Source organism: Labrys sp. (in: a-proteobacteria) (assembly GCF_047605565.1).
GTDB lineage: Bacteria > Pseudomonadota > Alphaproteobacteria > Rhizobiales > Labraceae > Labrys > Labrys neptuniae.
The window spans coordinates 74,843-96,403 of the sequence record NZ_JASGFM010000019.1 but is presented as its reverse complement, the minus strand read 5'-3'; the positions used below and the strand labels follow the sequence as shown (position 1 = coordinate 96,403).

Genomic DNA, 21,561 nt, shown 5'->3' with positions numbered 1-21,561 from the left:
AGGCCAGGAGAGACGCATCCCATGGCAATGCAGGAAGCAGGAAAGGACCCGTCGGCCGGCCGCGATGCGCGCTATGCGTTCGCTTTCCTGCTGCCGACGCTGATCCTGGTCGGCCTCTTCGTCGCCTATCCCGTGCTGCATTCGGGCGTGCTGTCCTTCTACCAATGGAACGGCTCGGCCACCCCCGTCTTCGTCGGCCTCGACAATTTCGTCCGCCTGGCCGGCGACGGCTTCTTCTGGGCGGCCCTGGCCCGAAACCTCGCCGTCGCCGTCTCGGCCATCGTGCTGCAGGTGCTGCTCGCCCTTGTCATCGCCTATTGCCTGGTGCGCGTCGTCGGCGCGGTCGGACGCTTCTTCCTGTTTCTCTATCTCGTCCCGGTGATCGTCAGCGAAGTGTGCATCGGCCTGCTGTGGCGCTTCATCTACAATCCCTATTTCGGGCTGCTCAATGCCGGGCTGAAGGCGGTCGGCCTCGGCAGCCTCGCCTCGGGCTGGCTCGGCCAATCCTCCACCGCCTTCGCCGCCGTGGTGGCGGTGATGAGCTTCACCTATCTCGGCCTCTACGTGCTGCTGTTCGTCGCCGCCATCCGCAACGTGCCCGAAAGCGTGTTCGAGGCGGCCGAACTCGACGGGGCCGGCCATTGGCGCTCCTTCGTCTCGGTCACCGTACCCATGGTGTGGGACACGGTGCGCGCCAATGTGCTGCTCTGCGTCATCGGCTCGCTGAAGACCTTCTCCCTGGTCTTCGTGCTGACCAATGGCGGCCCCAACCACGCCAGCGAGGTCGTCTCCACCTATCTCTACAAGGTCGGCTTCAACGCCTTCGAGATGGGCTATGCCGCCACCATCGGCTTTGCCCAGATGCTGCTCACCGCCATCGGCGCCTTCATCGTCTTCCGCGCGCTGCGCGGTCGCGCCGCCGGCAGGGAGGCGTGAGCATGCCGGCCCTGTCCCGCTGGAGCCCGACGCGCCTCGGCGTCCTTGCCTTCCTGTCGCTGCATGTGGCGATCGTGGTGTCGCCCTTCGCCTGGATGGCCTACAGCACGCTCAAGACCAACAAGGAGTTCATGCGCTCGGTGTGGTCGCTGCCGGCGGCCCCGAGCCTGGACGCCTTCGCCCAGGCTTGGAGCAATGGCGCGCTGGGCACCTATTCCCTGAACTCGCTGATCGTGATGGCAGGCTCCACGCTCCTCGCCGTCGCCGCTGCCACGGCGGGCGGCTACGGGCTCGCCATCTACCGCCCGCGCTGGCTGGCCGGCGTCGAGGCCGGGCTGATGGTCGCCATGGCGATCCCCGCCTATGTCGCGCTGGTGCCGCTGGTGGTGGTACTGCGCACGATGGGCCTGCTCGACACCCATCTCGGCGTGATCCTGCCGACGGCCGCCTTCAACGTGCCGGTGACTCTGTTCATCATGCGCGCCTTCTTCGTCACCCTGCCACGCGAACTGATGGATGCGGCGCGCATCGACGGCTGCAGCGAATTCGGCATCTTCTGGCGCATCGCGGTGCCGCTCGCCCGGCCGGCCATGTTCACCGCCGCCATCGTCAACATGATCTGGGTGTGGAACGACTTCCTCTTCCCGCTCGTCTTCATCAACACGCCGGCGAAGAAGACGCTGCCGGTGGGCTTGGCCGATTTCGTCGGCGAGCACATCACCAACTATCCGGTGATGCTGGCGGCCATCTTCATCGCCGCCCTCGCCCCGCTCATCCTCTTCGTCCTGTTCGAACGCCAGATCACCGCCGCCCTGACCGGCGGCGCCGTCAAGGAATGACTATTCAAGGAGTGCCCGCATGTCGTCCAAAGAGCTCGATTTCGCCAGCCGTGCCGTGTTCTACGCGCCCGAGCCGGAATCACAGTCGATCAGCTATCCCATCTACATGTCGGCCAACTTCCAATATGCCGGCGACATCTACGACCAGATCGTGGCCGGCGCGCGCAAGGAAGTGAACATCTACAGCCGCTGCGGCAATCCCACCGAATACAAGCTCGAGGAACATCTGGCGCAATTGACCGGCGCGGATGCCTGCCTTGCCACCGCCTCGGGCATGGCAGCGATCTCGCACGCCTTGTTCGGCATCCTCAAGGCCGGCGACCATATCGTCACCGACCTCACCACCTATTCCAGCACCCACGAATTCTTCGACCACCGCATCGGCGATTTCGGCATCACCGTCAGCTTCGTCGACACCACCGATCCCGTCCAGGTCGAGCGCGCCTTCACCGACAAGACCAAGGTGCTCTATTTCGAGGCGCTCGCGAACCCGACCATGAAGGTGCCGCCGATGCGCAAGCTGGTGGAGCTCGCCCACAGCCGCGGCATCGTGGTGATCTGCGACAACACCTTCGCCAGCCCCGCCGTGTGCCAGCCGCATGCCTTCGGCGTCGACGTGGTGGTGGAGAGCGCCACCAAATTCATCGGTGGTCACAACGACGCGGTCGGCGGCATCATCACGCTGAAATCGGAGATCCTGCCCAAGGACTGGCTGGAGGACGTGCGCTGGAATACGCTCAACAAGCTCGGTGCGCCGCTCTCGCCCTTCAACGCCTGGCTGCTGCTGCGCGGGGCCCAGACCCTGGCGCTTCGGCTCGAAAAGCAGTGCGCCAATGCGGCCGCCCTCGCCCGCTTCCTGGAAGGGCACGACAAGGTCAAGCGCGTGTTCTATCCGGGCCTGCCCTCGCACCCCAACCACGCCTCGGCCAAGGAGCAGTTGCGCAATTTCGGGGCGATGCTGTCCTTCCAGGTGGAGAGCGAGGAGCACGGGGTGCGCCTGCTCAAGCGGCTGAAGCTGTGCTCCTTCGCCGCCAGCCTCGGCGGCCTGCGCACCACCACGCAGATGCCCGGCACCATGGCGTTCCTCGACATCCCCTCCCAGGAACGCCAGGCCATGGGTATCGTCGACGGCCTGGTGCGCTTCTCGGTCGGCATCGAGCATGCCGATGACATCATCGCCGACGTCGCCCAGGCGATCGATCAGATGCATGTCGAGGTCTAGAATAGAGCCGCATCCGCCGTTCAGCGCCAAAGCGAAGATCATGCCGGCAGTGGCAATCCTCGGCGACATCAATGTCGACCTCACCCTCCAGATCCCGGCCTATCCGCCGGAGGGCGGGGAAGGCATCGCCGAGCGCCAGAGCCATGGCCTGGGCGGTTCCGGCGCCAACACGGCCCGGATCCTGGCGGGCCTGGGCCTGCCGGTGCACTTCATCGGCAAGACCGGCAGGGACAATTGGGGAGACTGGTGCCTGGCCGCGATGCAGCGCGAAGGCGTCGAGACGCGCTGGGTCCGGCGTGACGAGGCCGAGCCAACCCAGCTCAATGTCGTGGTGGTCAGCGCGAGCGGCGAGCGCACCATGTTCGCCTATCGCGGCGCCAATGCCCACCTGGCCGCGAAGGAGGTCGATCCGGCTGCCTTGGCCGGCACGGCTCTGCTGCATCTATCGGGCTATGCCCTGCTGCAGGCGCCGCAACGCGAGGCCGCCCTCCATGCGCTCAAACTTGCCAGGGCAGCGGGGGCTGCCGTCAGCCTCGACATTCCCGCCGGCATCACCGGTACGATCAGGGCGTTGGTTCTCCCTCTTTTGCCGGCAATCGATATCCTGTTCCTGGGCGAGGCCGATGCCCGTCTCCTTGCCGGCATCGGCAGCGATGCGGTTCTCGACCAGGCGGCCGAACGCCTCGTTGAGGCCGGCACCAAACAGGTCGTTCTCAAGCGTGGCGCCCTGGGATCGCTCGTCCATAGCCGACAGCCTCGGGTCGTCTCGCCTGCGGCCCAGGTCGAAGCCATCGATACGACCGGCGCGGGTGATGCTTTCGCCGCCGGCTATATTTTCGGCATCGTCAACGGCCTGGCGCCCGCCGGCGCCAGCGCCCTTGCCAATGCGGCGGGTGCCATCGCGGCCACGACCATCGGTTCGGGTGCCGGTGCCGTCGAGCGTCAAAATCTGGTGGCGATGATCGGAAACATGGATATCGAGCCCGCGCTGGCCGCCGGGATCATGGCCCTCCTGGAGGCCGGGCAGGATTGACCGCCCCTACTCCCCGTCATCCGGGATGTTCAGGACATGGCCGCAGGCCTTGCAGTGCACCGCATCCGTCTCATGCCGGGAGAGCCCGCATTGGGGGCAGCTGAAATTTACCTTGTGCGGCCGCACGATGGCCTGGGCGAGGCGGACGAACAGCGACACGCCGATGATCATGGCGACGATGGAGGTGAGCTTGCCGAGATTGCCGGGCAAGGTGATGTCGCCGAAGCCCGTCGTCGTCACCGTAGCAACCGTGAAGTACAGGGCCTGGATATAGCCATCGAAGCCGTTGGCGTAAAACATGGTGTAGACGAAGCTGGAGACCAGGAACAGGAACACCGTGAGATCGATCACGGCGCGCAGCGTGTCTTCCATCTGCCGGTAGCCCGACTTGCGCAGCGCCAGCGTGAACAGATTGCTCTTGCTCAGCGACCAGATGCGCAGCACGCGCAGGAACAGGTTGGAGAAGAAGGCGGGCACCACGAAAGTGGCGAGAATGGCCAGGTCGATCCAGGTCATCGGCCGCAGCACCCACTTCTTCAGGTTCGGCGCGACGAGGGCGCTGGCCGCGAGTTCGAGCACGATGATCGCCGCGACGATGGCATTGATGGCGGCATGCCAGGCCTCGTTCTTCATGCTCGGCCCGGCGATGAAGAAGACGAGAATGCCGACATCGATGACGAAGCGCAGGATCTGGAAACTGACGGCTTTCCGGCTCGAACCGAAATAAAGCCCCCGGAGCGTCTGGCGAATATCCGCGAGCGCAATCATGCCGCTTTTCCTCTCAACCATGGGCCTCCCTGTCCAACCGGATGTCATCCGGCGTTCAGACTAGGCCAAAGCGCGTTTGGGCGGAAACGCTGCCCTACCCTAACGTCGTGCTTGGCCAAATCCTTCCGATTCTTGTTCGCCCAAGCTGTTTACTCACAAGGTTGCGCAAACCCGCTATCCCCTTCGGGACCAGCTCTCACATCGCGCCACATCGCAAAATACGCTCCGACGGCAAGCAGCCGGTACCATCTTGACGACACCGAAAGGGGATGCGACCATAGTCCCTAAATAAGATATATATTCCATTATAATATCATTTTGGGGAGGATCCATGAAGCGCGCCCTCAGTCTGGCCGCAGCCCTGGCTGTACTTTTGTTGCCGGCGATCAGCCCGGCGATGGCCGCGCCGGAGAAAGGTGCTGTCATCGATGTCGCCACCATCGGCGAACCGCCGACGCTCGACCCGATGGCGAGCGCCACCGACATCGTCGGCATGGTCGGCCAGCACATTTTCGAGACCCTGTTCACCTTCGACCGCAACTGGAACGTCGCACCGCTGCTGGCCGAGGCGCTGCCCACGGTAAGCCCGGACGGCAAGATCTATGACATCAAGCTGCGCCAGGGCATCACCTTTCATGACGGCAGCGCGATGGATTCGGCCGATGTCGTCGCCTCGCTCAAGCGCTGGCTGACCGTGGCCTCCCGCGGCCAGCAGGTCGCCCCCAATGTCGCCGAGATCGCGGCTGTCAACCCGTTGACGGTGCGCATCACACTCAAGCAGCCCTATTCGCCACTTCCCGCTTTGCTTGCCTTCAACAATTCGGCCGCGGTGATCCTGCCGTCCGAGGACCAGGACGTGCCGCTCAGGCAGGTCATCGGTACCGGCCCCTACAAGCTCAAGGAGCGCAAGCCCGATCAATATATCCAGCTCGTGCGCTTCGAGGGCTATCGCTCGCGGGACGGCGAGCCTGATGGCTATGGCGGGGCGCGCAAGCAATATCTCGACGAGATCCGCTTCGTGCCGGTTCCCGATCCCAATACCCGGATCGAGGGCGCGGTCTCCGGCCAGTTCGCCTATGCGGATTCGCTGCCCGTCGAACAGTTCGACAAGATCAAGGCCGGCAAGTCGAAGCCGGTGCTGCTCGAACATTTCGGCTGGCCGATGATCCGCATGAACGCCAAGCAGGGCGTCCTTGCCGACATGCGTGTGCGCAAGGCGGTGCAGCTCGCGCTCAGCGAGAGCGACATGCTGGCGGCCGCCTTCGGCGACACCAAATTCTATGCCGTCGACGGCGCCATGTATCCGGAAGGCTATCCCTGGCGCACGGATGCGGGCGTCGAAGGCAATTATGATGTCGCCGACGTCGAAAAGGCCAAGGCCGAGCTCAAGAAGGCGGGTCTCGGCGAGGAGGTACCGCTGCGCATCCTCACCAGCCGCCAATACGAGTTCCACTACAAGATGGCGCAGGTCGCCGCCGAATATCTCAAGCTCGCCGGCTTCAAGGTGAAGATGGATGTCGTCGACTGGGCAACATTGGTGCAGCAGATCCAGAATCCGGCCTCCTGGGATATCTTCATCACCCACAGCCCCTTCCTGCCCGAACCCGCTTTGATCAACATCCTGGCGCCGGCCTCAGTCGGCTGGTGGGACACGCCCGACAGCCGGGCGGCAGTCGAGGCCCTCAACGCAACCTCAGATCCGGCCGAGCGGGTCAAGCACTGGCAGCGCGTGCAGGAACTGATCATGGCGGAGGCCCCGATCGTCAAGATCGGCGACTTCAGCGCCCTCTCGGCCAAGTCTCCCAAGCTCAAGGGGTTCGAGCCTTCGCCCTGGCCGGCCTTCTGGAACGTCTATCTCGAGCAATGATCGTCGCGGGGTCGCTCGCGTCCTGTCGTCTCGGTTGCGCTGCCCTTCACCCTTACCCTCTCCCCGTAAGGACGGGGCGAGGGGGACTTCGACCGAGCGCCTCACACTGAACACGCACTATCTGGCCCGACCGGGGGGCGAGATGAAAGGGTTGAGAAGCGATCACGACGCCTCTGCCCCCTCGCCCCGTCCTTACGGGGAGAGGGTAAGGGTGAGGGGCGGCACCACCCCAGAAAGGCCATGCGACGTAGTGTTCAACAGCCCGCCCGCACACGGAATTTCTGACACTCCCGATTTTTCGAAAGTCACATGCCATGACCACCCCAGCCCTCGCTTCGACCGCCATCGCCGAGATCGACGCTCTCTTCGCACCCTTCGCCAGCAAAACCTCGCCGGGCTTCGTGGTCGCGGTGACGCTCGGGGACGACGTCGTCTACCAGCGCTGCGCCGGCATGGCCGACCTTGCCCATGGCATCGAGCTGTCGCCGACCTCGGTCGTGCGCATCGCGTCCCAGAGCAAGCAGTTCACCGTGCTGCTGGCCCTGATGCTGGAAGCGGAAGGCAAGCTCTCGCTCGGCGACGACGTGCGCGAGCATTGCCCCTGGCTGCCGGCCTATGACCAGCCGATCACCTTGAGGCACCTGGCGGCCAACACCAGTGGCCTGCGCGACATCCTCGACACCATGATCCTGGCCGGCATTCCGATCCTGGCCCCGTCCTCGCGCGCCACCGCACGCGCCATCGTCGCCCGCCAGAAGGGCCTCAACTTCCCGCCCGATACGGACCTCCTTTACTCCAACTCCAATTTCCTGCTGCTGTCGGAAATCCTCGAACAGGTCTCGGGCCTCTCCTTCGACGATCTCCTGCGCGAGCGCATCACCGGCCCCCTCGGCATGCACGACACCAGGCTGATGGCCCGCGACGACGAGATCTATCCGCGCCTCGCCACCCATCACCGCCGCGGCCCCGGCGGATGCTGGCTCAAGGCGGCCTGGGGCATCGCCATCGGCGGCGAGGGCGGGCTGGTCTCGACGCTTCAGGACATGCTGGCCTGGCAGGCCAATCTACGCCGACCCAAGGTCGGCGACACCACGATGATCGCCCGCATGGAGGCTCCCGGCGCACTGATCAACGGCATCGCCTCCCCCTATGGCCTCGGTCTCGTCACCAGCCGGCACCGCGGCCTGCGCTGCGTCGGCCATAGCGGCTGGATCGCCGGCTCGCGCTCGGAATCGATCCGCATTCCCGAACGTGACCTCGGCATCGTCCTCCTCGCCAATCACGACGATTTCTCACCCTATGCCCTGACCCGGCGCATCGCCGACATCGTCCTCGGCCTGGAAGGCGGGCCGGCCCTGTCGCCCTCGGCGATCGCGTTGCTCACCGCCCGCGCGGGCACCTATCGCGAAGACGGCACCAGCGCCCTCATCCGTATCGCTAGCGAGGGCAGCACGCCCAGCCTGGTCTCCAGCATGGGGGCGTCGGAACTCGAGGAGGTGGCGCAGGGCCGCTTTCGGCCCCGGGCGGGGCTGGCCCCCTACGATCTCCTGATCCAGGCGGACGGCAGCATCGAGACCGAAAAGTTCGGCCGCCGCCGCCGGTTCAGGCTTGTCGACACCGTTCCGCCGGACCGGAGCGTCCTGCCGGCGGGGCGCTATCGCGACGAGTCGAGCGGGCTGGAGGCCCGTTTCCATCACCATGCCGACGGCCCGGGCCTGCGCCTGTCCTCGTCTTTCGGGACGCTCGATCTCGGTCTGGAGCCCTGCGATCGCGATCTCTTCCTCGCCCATCCGGCCAGCCGCGAGACGCATGACGCCTGGCGGGCGGCGCCATGGGAACTGCCCTGGCTGTTCAGCGTTCGCTGCCTGGAGGACGCCATCATCCTCAATTCCGACCGCAGCGCCGACATTGTGCTCCATCGCTTGGCCAATGCCTGAATCGCCCCCTGCAGAGGCTCGCTAAACGAACCGGCTTGACCAAACCCGGCATCGAGGGCATAGTGATACATAAATAAGTTATAGATTACATAGTAATGTAACAAGGGGATGCACTATGGGACGCTTGGCCCGACTGACTGCCCTGCTTGCACTGACATTGCTTCCGGCCGCCGGTCCGGCCTGGGCCGAACCCACCAAGGGCGGCGTCATCGACGTTGCTACCGTCGGTGAGCCCCCCACGCTTGACCCGATGGCTTCGACCGCCGACCTCGTCGGCATCGTTTCCCAGCATATTTTCGAAACGCTGTTCACCTTCGACAAGGATTGGGGCGTCACTCCGCTGCTGGCCGCCGAAATGCCGAAGATCTCGGCCGACGGGCTGACCTACACCATCCCCCTGCGCACCGGCATCAAGTTCCATGACGGCTCGGTGATGACCGCCGCCGATGTCGTCGCCTCGTTGCAGCGGTGGACGAAGATCGCCACGCGCGGCAAGCAGACGGCCGAGATGATCGCTGCCATCGACGCGATCGACGATCATACCGTCAAGATCACGCTCAAGAAGCCCTACGCACCACTGCTCGCTTTGCTTGCCTTCAACAATGCCGCCGCGATCATCATTCCGGCCAAGAATGCCGGGCAGGATCCCCTGACGAGCTTCATCGGCACCGGCCCCTACAAGCTCAAGGAGCGCAAGCCCGACCAGTTCATCCAACTCGCGCGCTTCGACGAGTATGCGTCCCGCCCGGGCGAGCCCAACGGCTATGGCGGCGCGCGCAAGCAATATCTCGACGAGATCCGCTTCGTGCCGGTGCCCGATCCCAATACCCGCGTCGAGGGTGCCGCATCAGGCCAGTTCGCCTATGTCGACTCCCTGCCTGTCGAGGCTTTCGACAAGATCTCCAAGGGCAAGACCGCCCCGGTCCTGCTGAAGCCCTTCGGCTGGCCTGTCCTCTTCATGAACAACAAGGAGGGCCTCGCCTCCGACATCCGCATCCGCAAGGCAATCCAGGCGGCGCTCTCCCCACAGGACATGATGCTGGCCGCCTTCGGCTCGGAGGAATTCTTCTCGGTCGACGGCGCCCTCTATCCCAAGGACTATCAGTGGCACACCGAAGAGGGAACGCAGCCCTACAAGCCGGAGGGTGACGTCGAAGCCGCCACCGCCTTGCTGAAGGAGGCGGGCTATGACGGCTCCAAGCCTCTGCGCATCCTGACCAGCCGCCAATATGAGTTCCACTACAAGCTGGCGCAGGTCGCCGCCGAATATCTCAAGGCGGCCGGCTTCAAGGTCGAACTCGACGTGGTCGAGTGGGCGACGCTGACCAAGAACCGCACCGACCCGAAATTGTGGGACATCTACATCACCCACAGCCCCTTCCTGCCCGAGCCGTCGCTGACCGGCTTCATGTCGGACACCTCACCCGGCTGGTGGGTCTCGGACAAGAAGCATGAGGCACTGGGCGCCTTCAACGCCGAGTCCGATCCCGCCAAGCGGCTGGCCTTGTGGCCGGCCGTCCAGAAAGCCTTCTACGACGAGGCTCCGGCCTACAAGGTCGGCAATTTCAATGCCCTCGCCGCCCAGGCCCCCAACCTGAAGGGCGTCACGCCGGCCCCCTGGCCCTATTTCTGGAACGCCTATCTGGAAGGCAAGTAAGGCCCCCTGCGGCCCCAAGAACGACCAGTGCCTCTGGGCTGACATAGCCTCCTTTTCTCTCCCGGGGAGGCTTGAGAGCGGGCACCAGCCGACACCGGCGGTGCCCGCGATCCCGCTCAGATCGCCTCGTCACGCTCTCCGGCCTCGAACAACGCCAGGATCCCAGATGCTGCGCACGATTCTCCACCGCCTCCTCGGCATGATCATCGTGATGGCCCTCGTCGTGACGATCGTGTTCATCATCGTCCGGGTCACGCCGGGCGATCCGGCCGCCATGATGCTGGGACCCGACGCGTCCGAAGCCGACATCGCTGCCTTGCGCACCAAGCTCGGCCTGGACGGCCCGATCATCACCCAGTTCGCCTATTACGTCCTCGGTCTCGTCCAGGGTGATTTCGGCCAGTCGATCTTCCTCAACCAGCCGGTGACGCAGGCTCTCGCCGCCCGCGCCGAGCCGACCTTCTTCCTCACGCTGTTCTCGCTGCTGATCGCCAGCGCCATCGCCCTGCCGGTCGGTATTCTCTCGGCCTATTGGCGTGGCTCGCTGTTCGATCAGGCGGCGACCACGCTCGCCATGTTCGCCGCCAGCGTGCCGAGCTTCTGGCTCGGCCTCGTCCTCATGCAGATCTTCGCGGTGAAGCTCGGTTGGTTCGACACCTCCGGCTATGGCGGGCCGGGTGCGTCCTTCGGCGAACGCCTCAATCATCTGGTGCTGCCGGCGGTGGCGCTGGGCGTGGTCTCATCGGCCCTGATCACGCGTTTCACCCGTGCCTCGATGCTCGACGTGCTCTCGGACGACTATGTCCGCACCGCCCGCTCCAAGGGCATGAGCGAATGGCGCGTGGTGATCAGGCATGCCTTCAAGAACGCGCTTATCCCCATCCTCACCGTCATCGGCCTGACTGCGGCCCTGCTGATCTCCGGCGCCGTGGTGACCGAAACCGTGTTCGGCGTGCCGGGCATCGGCAATCTCGTGGTCTCGGCCGTGCTCCGGCGCGACTACCCGGTGATCCAGGGGGCGCTGCTGGTGATCGCCGGGCTCTACGTCCTCGTCAATTTCTGCATCGACATGCTCTATCTGCTCATCGATCCGAGGGTGCGCTACTAATGGCTGCCATCTCCCCCTCCTATCAGGCGGCACCCGGCCTGCTGTCGCGCCTGATCAGACGGCCGACCTCCTTCATCGGTCTTGCCGTTCTCGCCATCATCGCCCTGGCCGCGATCCTCGCGCCGCTGATCGCGCCTTTTTCGCCGACCAAGCTCTCGGTCGCCAATCGCCTGAAGGGGCCGAGCCTCCTCCATCTGTTCGGCACCGATGATCTCGGCCGCGACATCTTCACCCGCATGCTCTATGCGGCCCAGACCTCCCTGTCCGTCGGCCTTGCCGTGGTGGTGCTGGCCTCGCTGATCGGCATCGCGCTCGGCCTGACCGCGGGCTTCTTCCGCGAGGCCGATACCCCCCTCTCGCGCGTGATCGACGCGATGATGGCCTTCCCCGACATCCTGCTGGCGATCGCGCTGGTCGCCGCCCTCGGTGCCTCCGCCATCAACGTCATCATCGCGCTCGGCATCGTCTATGCCCCGCGCCTCGCCCGCGTGGTGCGCGCCTCCACTTTGGTTATCCGGGAACTGCCCTATGTCGAGGCCGCTCGTGCGCTGGGCGTACCGACCTGGAAGATCCTGCTGCGCCATGTCCTGCGCAACGTCACCTCGCCGCTGCTGGTGCAGGGCACCTTCATCTTCGCCAATGCCATCCTCGCCGAAGCCGGGCTGTCCTTCCTCGGCGTCGGCATTTCGCCCGACACGCCGACCTGGGGCACCATGATCAGCGTCGGGCGTCAATTCATGGACAAGGCGGGCTGGCTGATGTGGTTCCCCGGAGCCGCCATCGTCGTCACCGTGCTGTCGCTGCAACTGGTCGGCGACGGCCTGCGCGATCTCCTCGATCCGCGCCTGGCAAAGGATATCTGAGCCATGATCGGCAACCGTTTCCCTCAGGCCGACCGGCCGCTGCTCATCAAGGGGGCCAGGACCATCGGCTTCACCGCCGCCCCGTCCGGCACGCCCCTCGACATCCTGGTCGACCGTGAGGGCCGCATCGCCGACGCCGCGACCTCGATCACGGCCGGCGACGATATCAGTATCCTCGATGCCGGCGGCCGCTTCCTGTCGCCGGGCTGGACCGACCTTCACGTTCATGTCTGGTATGGCGGCACCGACATCTCGCTCAGGCCCGAACAATGCGGCGCCGCGCGCGGCGTCACCACCATGGTCGATGCCGGCTCGGCCGGAGAGGCCAATTTCCATGGCCTGCGCGAATTCATCATCGAGCCGGCACGGGAGAACGTCTACGCCTTCCTCAATCTCGGCTCGATCGGCCTGGTCGCCTGCAACCGTGTCAGCGAACTCATGGACATCCGCTCCATCGATTTCGAGCGCATCATCGCCACGGTGGAGAAGAACCGCGACGTCATCGTCGGCCTGAAGGTGCGCGCCAGCCATGTCATCACCGGCGGCTGGGACCTCACGCCCGTCAAGCTCGCCAAGAAACTCGGCCGCATCCTCAAGCTGCCCTTGATGGTGCATGTCGGCGAGCCGCCGCCGCTCTATGATGACGTCCTCGGCCTGCTGACCGAGGGCGATATCGTCACCCACTGCTTCAACGGCAAGGCCGGCAGCTCGATCCTGGAGGACGAGGACCTCTATCGCCTCGCCGAGGACGCGGCGGCACGCGGCATCGTGCTCGATGTCGGCCATGGCGGCGCTTCCTTCTCCTTCGACGTCGCCAAGGCGGCCCTGGCGCGTGGCCTGCCGCCCCGGACCATCTCCACCGACCTGCACAATCGCTCGCTCGACGGGGCGGTGTGGGACATGGCCACCACCATGTCGAAGCTCCTCTCGCTCGGCATGAAGCTGGAGGAGGTGGTCGCCGCCGTAACCACCGCGCCGCGCCGAGCCATCGGCCTCAAGGCGGACGGGTTGCTGGACAAGGGCCGGCCGGCCGAATTCACGCTGTTCGACGTCGTCGACGCCGACATCACCGTCAAGGACTCGCAGGGCGCGCTCAGCCGGCTCACCCGGGTGTTCGAGCCGCGCCAGGTCGTGCTGGGCGCCGAGGTGATTGCCGCGGAGCGCTATGTCCCGGCCCAGGCGCCGACGACTGGCAAGCACGCCTGCCCTCATTGCGGGTGGCAGTCATGACAGGCTCGATCGCGGCCGATACCATCCTCTCCGTCCAGGACCTGCGCATCTGGTTCGTCAACAAGCGCTTCACCGCCAAGGCGGTGGATGGCGTGACCTTCGACCTCAAGCGCGGCGAGACGCTCGCCGTGGTGGGCGAATCCGGTTCAGGCAAATCCGTCACCAGCCTATCGATCATGGGCCTGCTCTCCAGGCCCGGCATCATCGCCGGCGGCAAGATCCTGTTCCGCGACCGTGCCGGCAGCGTGCACGACCTTGCCGCCTTCACGCCCCGCCAGTTCCGCCGCATGCGCGGCCGGGAGATCGCCATGATCTTCCAGGAGCCGATGACCAGCCTCAACCCACTCTACACGGTGGGCGACCAGATCGGCGAGATGATCGCCCTGCACGAGCCGGTCAACCGCCAGGAGGCCCGCCGCCGGGCGCTCGCCATGCTCAAGCATGTCGAGATCCCCGATGCCGCCTCCCGCCTCGACGACTACCCCCACCAGATGTCCGGCGGCATGCGCCAGCGCGTGATGATCGCCATGGCGCTGTCCTGCAATCCGTCCTTGCTGATCGCCGACGAGCCGACCACGGCCCTCGACGTCACCATCCAGGCCCAGATCCTCGATCTGCTGCGCCGGCTGCAGGCTGAATTCGGCATGTCCATCCTGTTCATCACCCATAATCTCGGCGTGGTCGCCGAGATCGCCCATAATGTTGTGGTGATGTATGGCGGCCGGGTGGTCGAAAAGGCGCCCGTCATCGATCTCTTCGCCCATCAGCGCCACCCCTATACCAGGGGCCTGCTCGCCTGCACCCCGGACGCAACGCGCGACATCGACGCCAGCGGCGAGCGCCAGGCGCTCCATTCCATTCCCGGCAATGTACCGCCGATCACCGCTTTGCCCCCCGGCTGCGCCTTCGGGCCGCGCTGCTCCCTGGCGCTCGAGGCCTGCAGCGCCGCGGTCCCTGAACTGGTCGCGACGGGAGCGGCCAGCTTCTCGCGTTGCATCCGGAGCGCCGAGCTATGACGACAGCCCCCTCCCCCCAGGCCGCGGCCGACACGCCTCTGCTCAGCGTGCAGAACCTCACCAAGCATTTCCCAGCCCGCAACGGGCGTATCGTGCATGCCGTCGAGGATGTCAGCTTCGATGTCCGTCGCGGCGCCACGGTGGGCCTGGTCGGCGAATCCGGCTCGGGCAAGACCACCGCCGGGCGCTCGGTGCTGCGCCTGGTCGAGCCGACCTCCGGCAAGGCGATCTTCGACGGCGTCGACCTGTTCGGCCTCAGCGCCAGGGAAATGCTGGCCTATCGACGCCGGCTGCAGATCGTCTTCCAGGATCCCTTCTCCAGCCTCAATCCGCGCATGCGCATCTCGGCCATCATCGGCGAGGCGCTCGACACCTGCGACTACCCGCGCGGCAAGGCGCGCGCCGAACGCGTCGCCGAACTGCTCAGCCTGGTCGGCCTGTCGCCCGACTATGCCACGCGCTTTCCGCATGAATTCTCCGGAGGCCAGCGCCAGCGCATCGGCATCGCCAGGGCCATTGCGGTCGAACCCGAATTCATCGTCGCCGATGAGCCCGTCTCGGCCCTCGACGTCTCGGTGCAAGCCCAGGTCCTCAATCTGCTCGGCGATCTCAAGAAGAAGCTGAGCCTGACCATGCTGTTCATCGCCCACGATCTCTCCGTCGTCGAGTATCTGTGCGACGAGGTGGTGGTGATGTATCTCGGCCGCGTCATGGAGCGGGGCCCGAGCCGGCAGGTCTATGCCGCCCCGCGCCACCCCTATACCAAGGCGCTGCTGGCGACTGCGCCGGTGCCCGACCCCACCCGCCGGCGCACGCGCGTGCCGCTGCAGGGCGACATTCCCAGCCCCATCGCGCCGCCCTCCGGCTGCGTGTTCCGGACCCGTTGCCCCGCCGCCGCGCCGGCCTGCTCGACCACCATACCGCCGGTCGAGCCTATCGGCGGTGGCCACTATGTCGCCTGCATCCGTCAAGCCGAGCTCTTCGCATGAAGACCGGGCTATTTGCATAATTGGAGTGTTTTTCAATGACCATTTCCGGGACGGTTCCACGCCCGCACGCCTCGCCCTATGAGCGGCTGGCAGCCCTCGGAATCAAGCTTCCCGTTGCGCCCGCGCCCATCGCCAATTTCGTCACCCATGTGCAGGAGGGCAAATTGCTGTTCCTGTCCGGCCAGGGTCCGAACCATGCCGACGGCCGCTCGCACACCGGCAAGGTTGGTGCCGGAGTCTCGGTCGAGGAAGCCTATCAGCACGCCCGCCTGACCGGCATCAACCTGATCGCCGTCATGCAGGACGCGCTCGGCGATCTCTCCCGGGTACGGCGGGTGGTCAAGCTCTTCGGCATGGTCAATGCGGCGCCCGATTTCGCCCAGCATCCGGCCGTGATCAATGGCTGTTCGGACCTGTTCATCGAAGTCTTCGGCGACGGCGGCGTCCATGCCCGTTCAGCGGTCGGCCAGGGCTCGCTGCCCGGCCAGATCACCGTCGAGATCGAAGCCATCGTGGCCATCGACTGACGGCAGCCTATCGTTTCCTGGGACCGCTGGCTTCCAGCCGGCTCTTGGACACCCCCCCGCCGGATGGAGAAGAAGAGCCGGCTGGAAGCCAGCGGTCCCAGAAAGAATCGATGCCAATACGCATTGGCGTCAATCCTTCATCGCCCTTCGGAGCACCCTCCCATGTCCACCAACGATATCCGCAGCCGCCTTGGCCTCAGGCCCGTCATCAACGTATCCGGGACCATGACCTCGCTCGGTGCCTCCATCGTGGTGCCGCCTGCCGTGGAAGCGGTCTCGGCGATCCTCAGCGAATTCGTCGAACTCGGCGACCTGCATCGCAAGGCGAGCGCGGTGATCGCCAACCTGACCGGCGCGGAGGCGGGCTTCATCACCGCCTCATGCTCGGCCGCGATCAGCCTCGCCGTCGCCGCCGCCATGACCGGCAGCGATCTTGCCGCCATCGAACGCCTGCCCGATGCGACGGGCCTGAAGAACGAGGTGATCATCCAGTCCGGCCACATGGTCAGCTACGGCGCCCCTGTCGAGCAGGCGATCCGCCTCACCGGCGCCAAGGTCGTGCCGATCGGCCAGGCCACCAGCGCCTCGGCCTACCATCTGGCCGGCGCCATCACCGATCGCACCGCCGCCGCCGTCTATGTGGTCTCCCACCACGTGGTCGACTATGCGCAGATCCCGCTCAGGGTCTTCGCCAAGGTCGCCCATGAGCGCGGCATTCCCGTCATCGTCGATGCCGCCTCCGAATATGACCTTCAGGGTTTCCTCGCCGATGGCGCCGACCTCGTCCTCTATTCCGGCCACAAATTCCTGGGCGGTCCGACCTCCGGCATCGTGGCCGGCCCCAAGGAACTGGTGCGCAATGTCTATCTGCAGAACCGGGGCATCGGCCGCGGCATGAAGGTGGGCAAGGAAGGCATCGTCGGCACACTGGCCGCCCTGCAGGCCTGGAAGACGCGCGATCATGACGGCATCCGCGCCCGCGAGCGCAAGGCCCTCGATTGCTGGCTGGCGGTTCTCGACGGCAAGCAGGGCGTGAAGGCAGTGATCGTCCCCGATCCGACCAACAATCCGCTCGATCGGCTCCAGGTCTTCATCGACCCGCAGGAGGCCCGCATCACCGCCTGGGACCTGGCCGACCGTCTGGCCGCTGGGGATCGTCCGGTGATCGTGCGCGATCACGAGGTCGAGCACGGCTACTTCTTCCTCGATCCCTGCAACCTGCACCCGGACGAGGAAGACATCGTAGCGGCCCGCCTCGCCGAGGAACTCGAACAAGCCCGCAAGTCCAACCTGCCGATCGCCACCCCCTTCGAGGATCGCCTGCTGGCCAAGGAGGCCGCCATTCTGCAATGGCCGGACTGAGCCCTGCTTGTTCATTGCCGCGACCGCGGCATAGAATGATGCATGATGGAAAGCTCCGAATCCCATGTCCACGACAGCCCTCGAGCGTGACGACGCCAACGAAGGCGGTGCCACCCGGCGCCGCTCGCGCACCAGCGGCATCGACCGTGCCCTGCAGATTCTCGACTATCTGCAGAAGGTCGAGCGTCCCGCCACCGCCTATGAGATCGCGCGCGACATCGGCGCGCCCCTGTCGACGATCTATGTCATCGTCGACGACCTGGTGGAGAAGGAGATGCTCGACCGCCAGGATGGCGGCCTGCTCTGGCTCGGGCCCCGCCTCTATCACTATGGCCTGACCTATGCGCGCACGCTCGACCTCCTCAACGTGGCGGAGCAGGAGATGCATGAGCTCGCCCAGAGTTCGGGCGAGACCATCCAGATCTGTGGGCGGGACGGCGACCACATGGTCGTGCTGGCCATGGAAGAGGGCAAGGACCATTTCCAGGTCACCTCGCGCGTCGGCACGCGCAGCCCGCTGAACTGGACGGCATCCGGCCGCATATTGGTCGGCCATCTGCCGGAAGCGGAGCGGCGCGAAATCTTCGCGCGCTCGGCGGTCGCCTCGCCGACCGGCCGGGCCGAGACGGACAACAATGTGCTGGCCAGGATAGCGGCCGAAGCCCTGGAACAGGGCCTTTCCATCCAGGCCGGCGATTCCGACTTCGCGGTTGCCTGCATCGCCGCCCCGATCCGCGACAGCCAGGGCGCCTGCCGCGCCACGATCTCGATCGTGGTGCCGGACAGGAAGCTCGAGCAGAAGGACCCTGATCTGATCGCCCTGGTCAAGGCCAGTGCCCGGCGCATCGAGAGCCGGCTGGGGTGGCAGGCCCGGCGCTGAGGGGGATCGACACGGCGTTTGTGGCCTCACCGACGGCTGACGCATCACAAGCGATGATGCGCGCTCGCAATCACGCGGCATATCCCCGGACAACCCCTGAAATCAAAAAATCGGCCATGGCCCGCGGATGCTGCCAGCGGTCGCCCGATGCCGCATGCAGTCGCGATATTGTCCGACCTGTCACATGCAATTCATGAAGGACCGCTTAGATCCGACAACCTTAACCGTATCGGACTGTAATGTCCCTGAGACAGGAAAGGTTTGTTCGTCGTGATGAAAATCAATTCATTTAATAATAGTTTGCCTGTCGTTAAAATAAACTCCGCCTCGATCGACCCATCGGCTGTCAAGGCATGGGATCAGGCCCAGAAAGCTGCCAAGGACGCGGGTATACTTTGGAAGCGGCCGGAGAACGATCACCGCTCGGCTCAGGATATCATCAAGGACACCCCGCTGCTGCGCGATCTGGGCAATCAAAGCGGCGTCAAGGACATGCTGGAAGACAGGGTCGGCGGCGATATCGAAACGGATGCCGACGCCGCGTTCAGAGCCGCCCAGGTGCTCGAACATGTCGAGAAATTCGATGAGAACGGCAACCGGATCGCCGGCAGCAATATGGGCAATGGCCGTGTCGACGGCTTCACCAAGGACGGCGACGCCCGGCACGGCACGGAGGCCGGCCGGCTGCAGGACTTCGGCAAATATGGCTTCTCCAACCTGAAAGGCGAACTCCAGCACGTCGCTTCCGCCGATGACGACAAGGCAGCCCGGGAACAGGCCGAGAAAATCGGCATCCAATGGGAACTGCCGGCCGACGACAAGCGCTCGGCGCAGGAGATCATCGACGATTCCCCCTTGCTCAAAAATCTGGGCAACCAGAGCGGCGTCAAGGACATGCTGAAGGAACGGGTCGGCGATTTCGAGCATGACGCCAACGCCGCCTACCGGGCCAGCCAGGTTCTCGATCGCGTCACGATGTATGACGAGAATGGCAAGCCGCTGTCGGGAAGCGACGTGTCCAACACCAGCATCGACGGCTTCACCAAGAGCGGGGAAGCCAGGCATGGCACGGAGGCCGGCCGGCTCCAGGATTTCGGCAAATATGGCTTCTCCGCTCTCCAGGCAGTGGAAAAACCCGAAGACATCGCCAGCTACAAGGACTTCCTGGAAAAGAATCCCGGCGCCGACGAAGCCTCCAAGACGATCGCCAAATATACCGCCATCCTCGCCGAGAATTACGATGCGATCAAAGGCAAGACCGGCTCGGGCGAGACTTTGACGGCCGACGCGCTGAAGGACTACATGCGCAAGAACCCGCAGATCAGCGGGGACTTCAAGGAGGCGCTCAATTTCTGGTCGCAGCCGGGCGCCTTCGACCGGCTGGAGACGGCGAAGGACCCGACACGGCTAAAGGCCGACGGCAAGCTGAGCAAGGACGACGTAACCAGCTGGCTGGAAAAGCAGGCGCCCAAGGATGCCGGTTCGGCCATCGCCCTGCTGTCCACGATCGCCGATGGCAATGTCGTCGCCGGCATCGACACCAAGACGCTGAACCAGGACCTGTTCGAGCACCCCGAAAAATACGGCACACCCGAAAAGGCGGCCGCCCTCCAGGAATTGCTGAAGGCGCAGAAGCTGATCACCGACGGCGCCAAGGCCGGCATGTGGAAGGACGACTATTCCATCGTCAGCATCGCCAACCGCGTGCGCAGTCATCCCGATCCGCAGAAGCTGCTTCAGGACGTCAACGACCACATCAAGACGCTCGAAAACGATCCGGACGTCGTCAAATATCTGGACGAGAACAGCGCCAAGCAGATGACCGAGCTGCTGGACGAAAACAAGGGTCTCAAGGACGCCCTGCAAAAGACCTATGGCGAGGAGATCAAGTCCGGTAAGGCGCTCGACAGCCTGTGGGACACGAAGACGAAGGACGGCAAGGCCGACCAGCAGGCGGTTCTTGCCGAGTTCTTTGAAACCGCACGGCTGTTCCAGGGCGCCCTCGGGCTCAAGAACGCCGCCGAAATCCAGGACGCCGTCAAGAGTTCCAAGCATAATGGCGAGCTACAGGATTTCTATGAGAAGTCGCTGGCATCGGGCGATCGCCTGAAAGACCTTATCAGGGACAATTCGTTCGAGAAGGCAGCCAGCGCCTTCAGCATGGAAGTTGCGCTCTACAACGCCGCCCTCGATTCCGACTTCACCGGCAGGTTCGACGCCAAGCTGAACGAGAACTTCACCAAGATCGCGCAGGACAAGGCCTTCGACGGGGCATCCTTCGACGATCTGAAGAAGGCGTTCGGCGTCGATGGCGGCGACCGGCTCGACGAGGCCAAGGTCAAGAGCCTCATCGAGCAGATCGGCAAGGATAATCCCGAATTCCTGATCAACAAGGACGGGACGGTCGCAAGGCCAGACCAGATCCTGGCTTCCTTCAGGGGAGACTGGGATCTGTTGCGACAGGGCGCGAAATCGATCAACGAGCTCAAGCTCTTCAGCCCGGATTCGTCGATCAAGGCGGCTTCCGACAGAGGCGTGCTGCATGGCGTCAGCGGCCTCTTCCTGGCTGGCGTCACCATCGCCAAGGGGGCCAGCGGATCCGGCCGGCTCAGCAGCCGCCAGATCGCCGACATCACCACCGGTTCGATCCAGACCGCGACGATCCTCACGGAAGGCGGCTCCAAGGCCTATCTGAATTATCTGAAGGACGTGAAGAGCAAGCTCAGCGGCGACCTTCTCGACCATGTCGGCTCGCTTCTCGAAGACGTTTCTCCGGAAAGCCAGGCCCTGCAGGACAAGTCCAAATTCTACAAGGAGCTGGAGTCCAACCTGAAGAAACTCGAAAACGCCGCGAAGGGAGCCGGCGGCATCGCCGGCATGGCCGCCGGCGCCTATGCGATTTTCGACGGCGTCCAATCGATCCGCAAGGGCGATACGGTCAGCGGCGGCATCAGCATCGCCTCCGGCTCGCTGGGCGCCATGGCCGGCCTGGCTTCCACCGTCGAGGGGGGCCTTGCCCTGTTTGCGCCCAATGTGGCGCGCTTGATCCCGGCCCTGGCCGCGGGTGGCCTTGGCTTAGCCGCGGCCGGCGTCGGCGCGCTGGCCCTGCTACTTCCGGGCCTGATCGAGGAAGGCAAGCAGCAAAAGCGCGCCGACGATTTCGGGGACCTGCTCAGCAGCTACCTGACGAAATACGGGATCGACGGCGTGGAGAATGGCGATATCTGGGATGTCCCGGAAGAGGACTGGCCGCAGACCGGCAGCGGCACATCCTGACGCGCCCAGTGCGGCGGATCTGATCGACGAAGCCGGCCCGTCGACCCTCCT

The 21,561-nt window shown here is 64.9% G+C and carries 17 protein-coding genes; 16 read left to right on the top strand and 1 reads right to left on the bottom strand.

Translation table 11 applies throughout. The annotated features are described in order from the left end of the window. Positions 1-21: 21 nt before the first annotated feature. The 4 genes from QM672_RS18005 to QM672_RS17990 are packed head-to-tail and all read left to right on the top strand — an operon-like array spanning position 22 to position 4,030. A complete protein-coding gene (locus tag QM672_RS18005; RefSeq protein WP_415084190.1) occupies positions 22-936 on the top strand; it encodes a carbohydrate ABC transporter permease in 915 nt (304 codons plus the stop codon). A gap of 2 nt (positions 937-938) precedes the next feature. After that, positions 939-1,775: a carbohydrate ABC transporter permease gene (locus QM672_RS18000; RefSeq protein ID WP_415084188.1), complete on the top strand. Its 837-nt coding sequence runs from the start codon at positions 939-941 to the stop codon at positions 1,773-1,775. A 19-nt stretch (positions 1,776-1,794) separates the two neighbouring features. Next, positions 1,795-2,997, top strand: coding sequence for a trans-sulfuration enzyme family protein (locus QM672_RS17995; protein ID WP_415084186.1), 1,203 nt, complete (start codon positions 1,795-1,797; stop codon positions 2,995-2,997). 40 nt (positions 2,998-3,037) lie between these two features. Then, positions 3,038-4,030 carry a carbohydrate kinase family protein gene (locus tag QM672_RS17990; protein WP_415084184.1) on the top strand — a complete coding sequence of 331 codons (993 nt, stop codon included), beginning with the start codon at positions 3,038-3,040 and terminating at the stop codon, positions 4,028-4,030. Positions 4,031-4,036: 6 nt separating this feature from the next. Here QM672_RS17990 and QM672_RS17985 read toward each other — a convergent pair whose 3' ends face one another. Further along, positions 4,037-4,798 (bottom strand): potassium channel family protein, encoded by a 762-nt coding sequence (locus tag QM672_RS17985; RefSeq protein ID WP_246683519.1) that lies wholly within the window; start codon positions 4,796-4,798, stop codon positions 4,037-4,039. 331 nt (positions 4,799-5,129) lie between these two features. Between QM672_RS17985 and QM672_RS17980 the strand changes: the two genes are divergently transcribed. The 12 genes from QM672_RS17980 (at position 5,130) to QM672_RS17925 (ending at position 21,510) form a co-directional block, all read left to right on the top strand. Continuing rightward, positions 5,130-6,665, top strand: a complete 1,536-nt coding sequence (locus tag QM672_RS17980) for an ABC transporter substrate-binding protein (RefSeq protein ID WP_415084181.1) — start codon at positions 5,130-5,132, stop codon at positions 6,663-6,665. 314 nt (positions 6,666-6,979) lie between these two features. Beyond that, positions 6,980-8,602 carry a serine hydrolase domain-containing protein gene (locus QM672_RS17975; RefSeq protein WP_415084180.1) on the top strand — a complete coding sequence of 541 codons (1,623 nt, stop codon included), beginning with the start codon at positions 6,980-6,982 and terminating at the stop codon, positions 8,600-8,602. 124 nt (positions 8,603-8,726) lie between these two features. Continuing rightward, complete coding sequence (locus tag QM672_RS17970; RefSeq protein WP_415084233.1) at positions 8,727-10,259, top strand: ABC transporter substrate-binding protein; 1,533 nt, start codon at positions 8,727-8,729, stop codon at positions 10,257-10,259. 166 nt (positions 10,260-10,425) lie between these two features. Beyond that, a complete protein-coding gene (locus QM672_RS17965; protein ID WP_149250634.1) occupies positions 10,426-11,367 on the top strand; it encodes an ABC transporter permease in 942 nt (313 codons plus the stop codon). Then, a complete protein-coding gene (locus tag QM672_RS17960) occupies positions 11,367-12,230 on the top strand; it encodes an ABC transporter permease (protein ID WP_394313199.1) in 864 nt (287 codons plus the stop codon). Before QM672_RS17965 ends, QM672_RS17960 begins: the two co-directional genes overlap by 1 nt. 3 nt (positions 12,231-12,233) lie before the next feature. Then, positions 12,234-13,460, top strand: coding sequence for an amidohydrolase/deacetylase family metallohydrolase (locus QM672_RS17955; protein ID WP_415084177.1), 1,227 nt, complete (start codon positions 12,234-12,236; stop codon positions 13,458-13,460). Between the two features lie 8 nt (positions 13,461-13,468). Next, positions 13,469-14,476, top strand: coding sequence for an ABC transporter ATP-binding protein (locus QM672_RS17950; protein WP_415084231.1), 1,008 nt, complete (start codon positions 13,469-13,471; stop codon positions 14,474-14,476). After that, a complete protein-coding gene (locus QM672_RS17945; RefSeq protein WP_415084175.1) occupies positions 14,473-15,465 on the top strand; it encodes an ABC transporter ATP-binding protein in 993 nt (330 codons plus the stop codon). The genes QM672_RS17950 and QM672_RS17945 overlap by 4 nt, the downstream gene beginning before the upstream one ends. 35 nt (positions 15,466-15,500) lie before the next feature. Further along, entirely contained in the window at positions 15,501-15,992 is a 492-nt protein-coding gene (locus QM672_RS17940) for a RidA family protein (protein WP_367624923.1), read from the top strand. 162 nt (positions 15,993-16,154) lie between these two features. Continuing rightward, entirely contained in the window at positions 16,155-17,354 is a 1,200-nt protein-coding gene (locus QM672_RS17935) for an aminotransferase class V-fold PLP-dependent enzyme (RefSeq protein ID WP_415084172.1), read from the top strand. Between the two features lie 64 nt (positions 17,355-17,418). Further along, positions 17,419-18,234, top strand: a complete 816-nt coding sequence (locus QM672_RS17930; RefSeq protein ID WP_149250627.1) for an IclR family transcriptional regulator — start codon at positions 17,419-17,421, stop codon at positions 18,232-18,234. 300 nt (positions 18,235-18,534) lie between these two features. Next, positions 18,535-21,510, top strand: coding sequence for a type III effector HrpK domain-containing protein (locus QM672_RS17925; protein WP_415084170.1), 2,976 nt, complete (start codon positions 18,535-18,537; stop codon positions 21,508-21,510). Positions 21,511-21,561 lie beyond the last annotated feature (51 nt).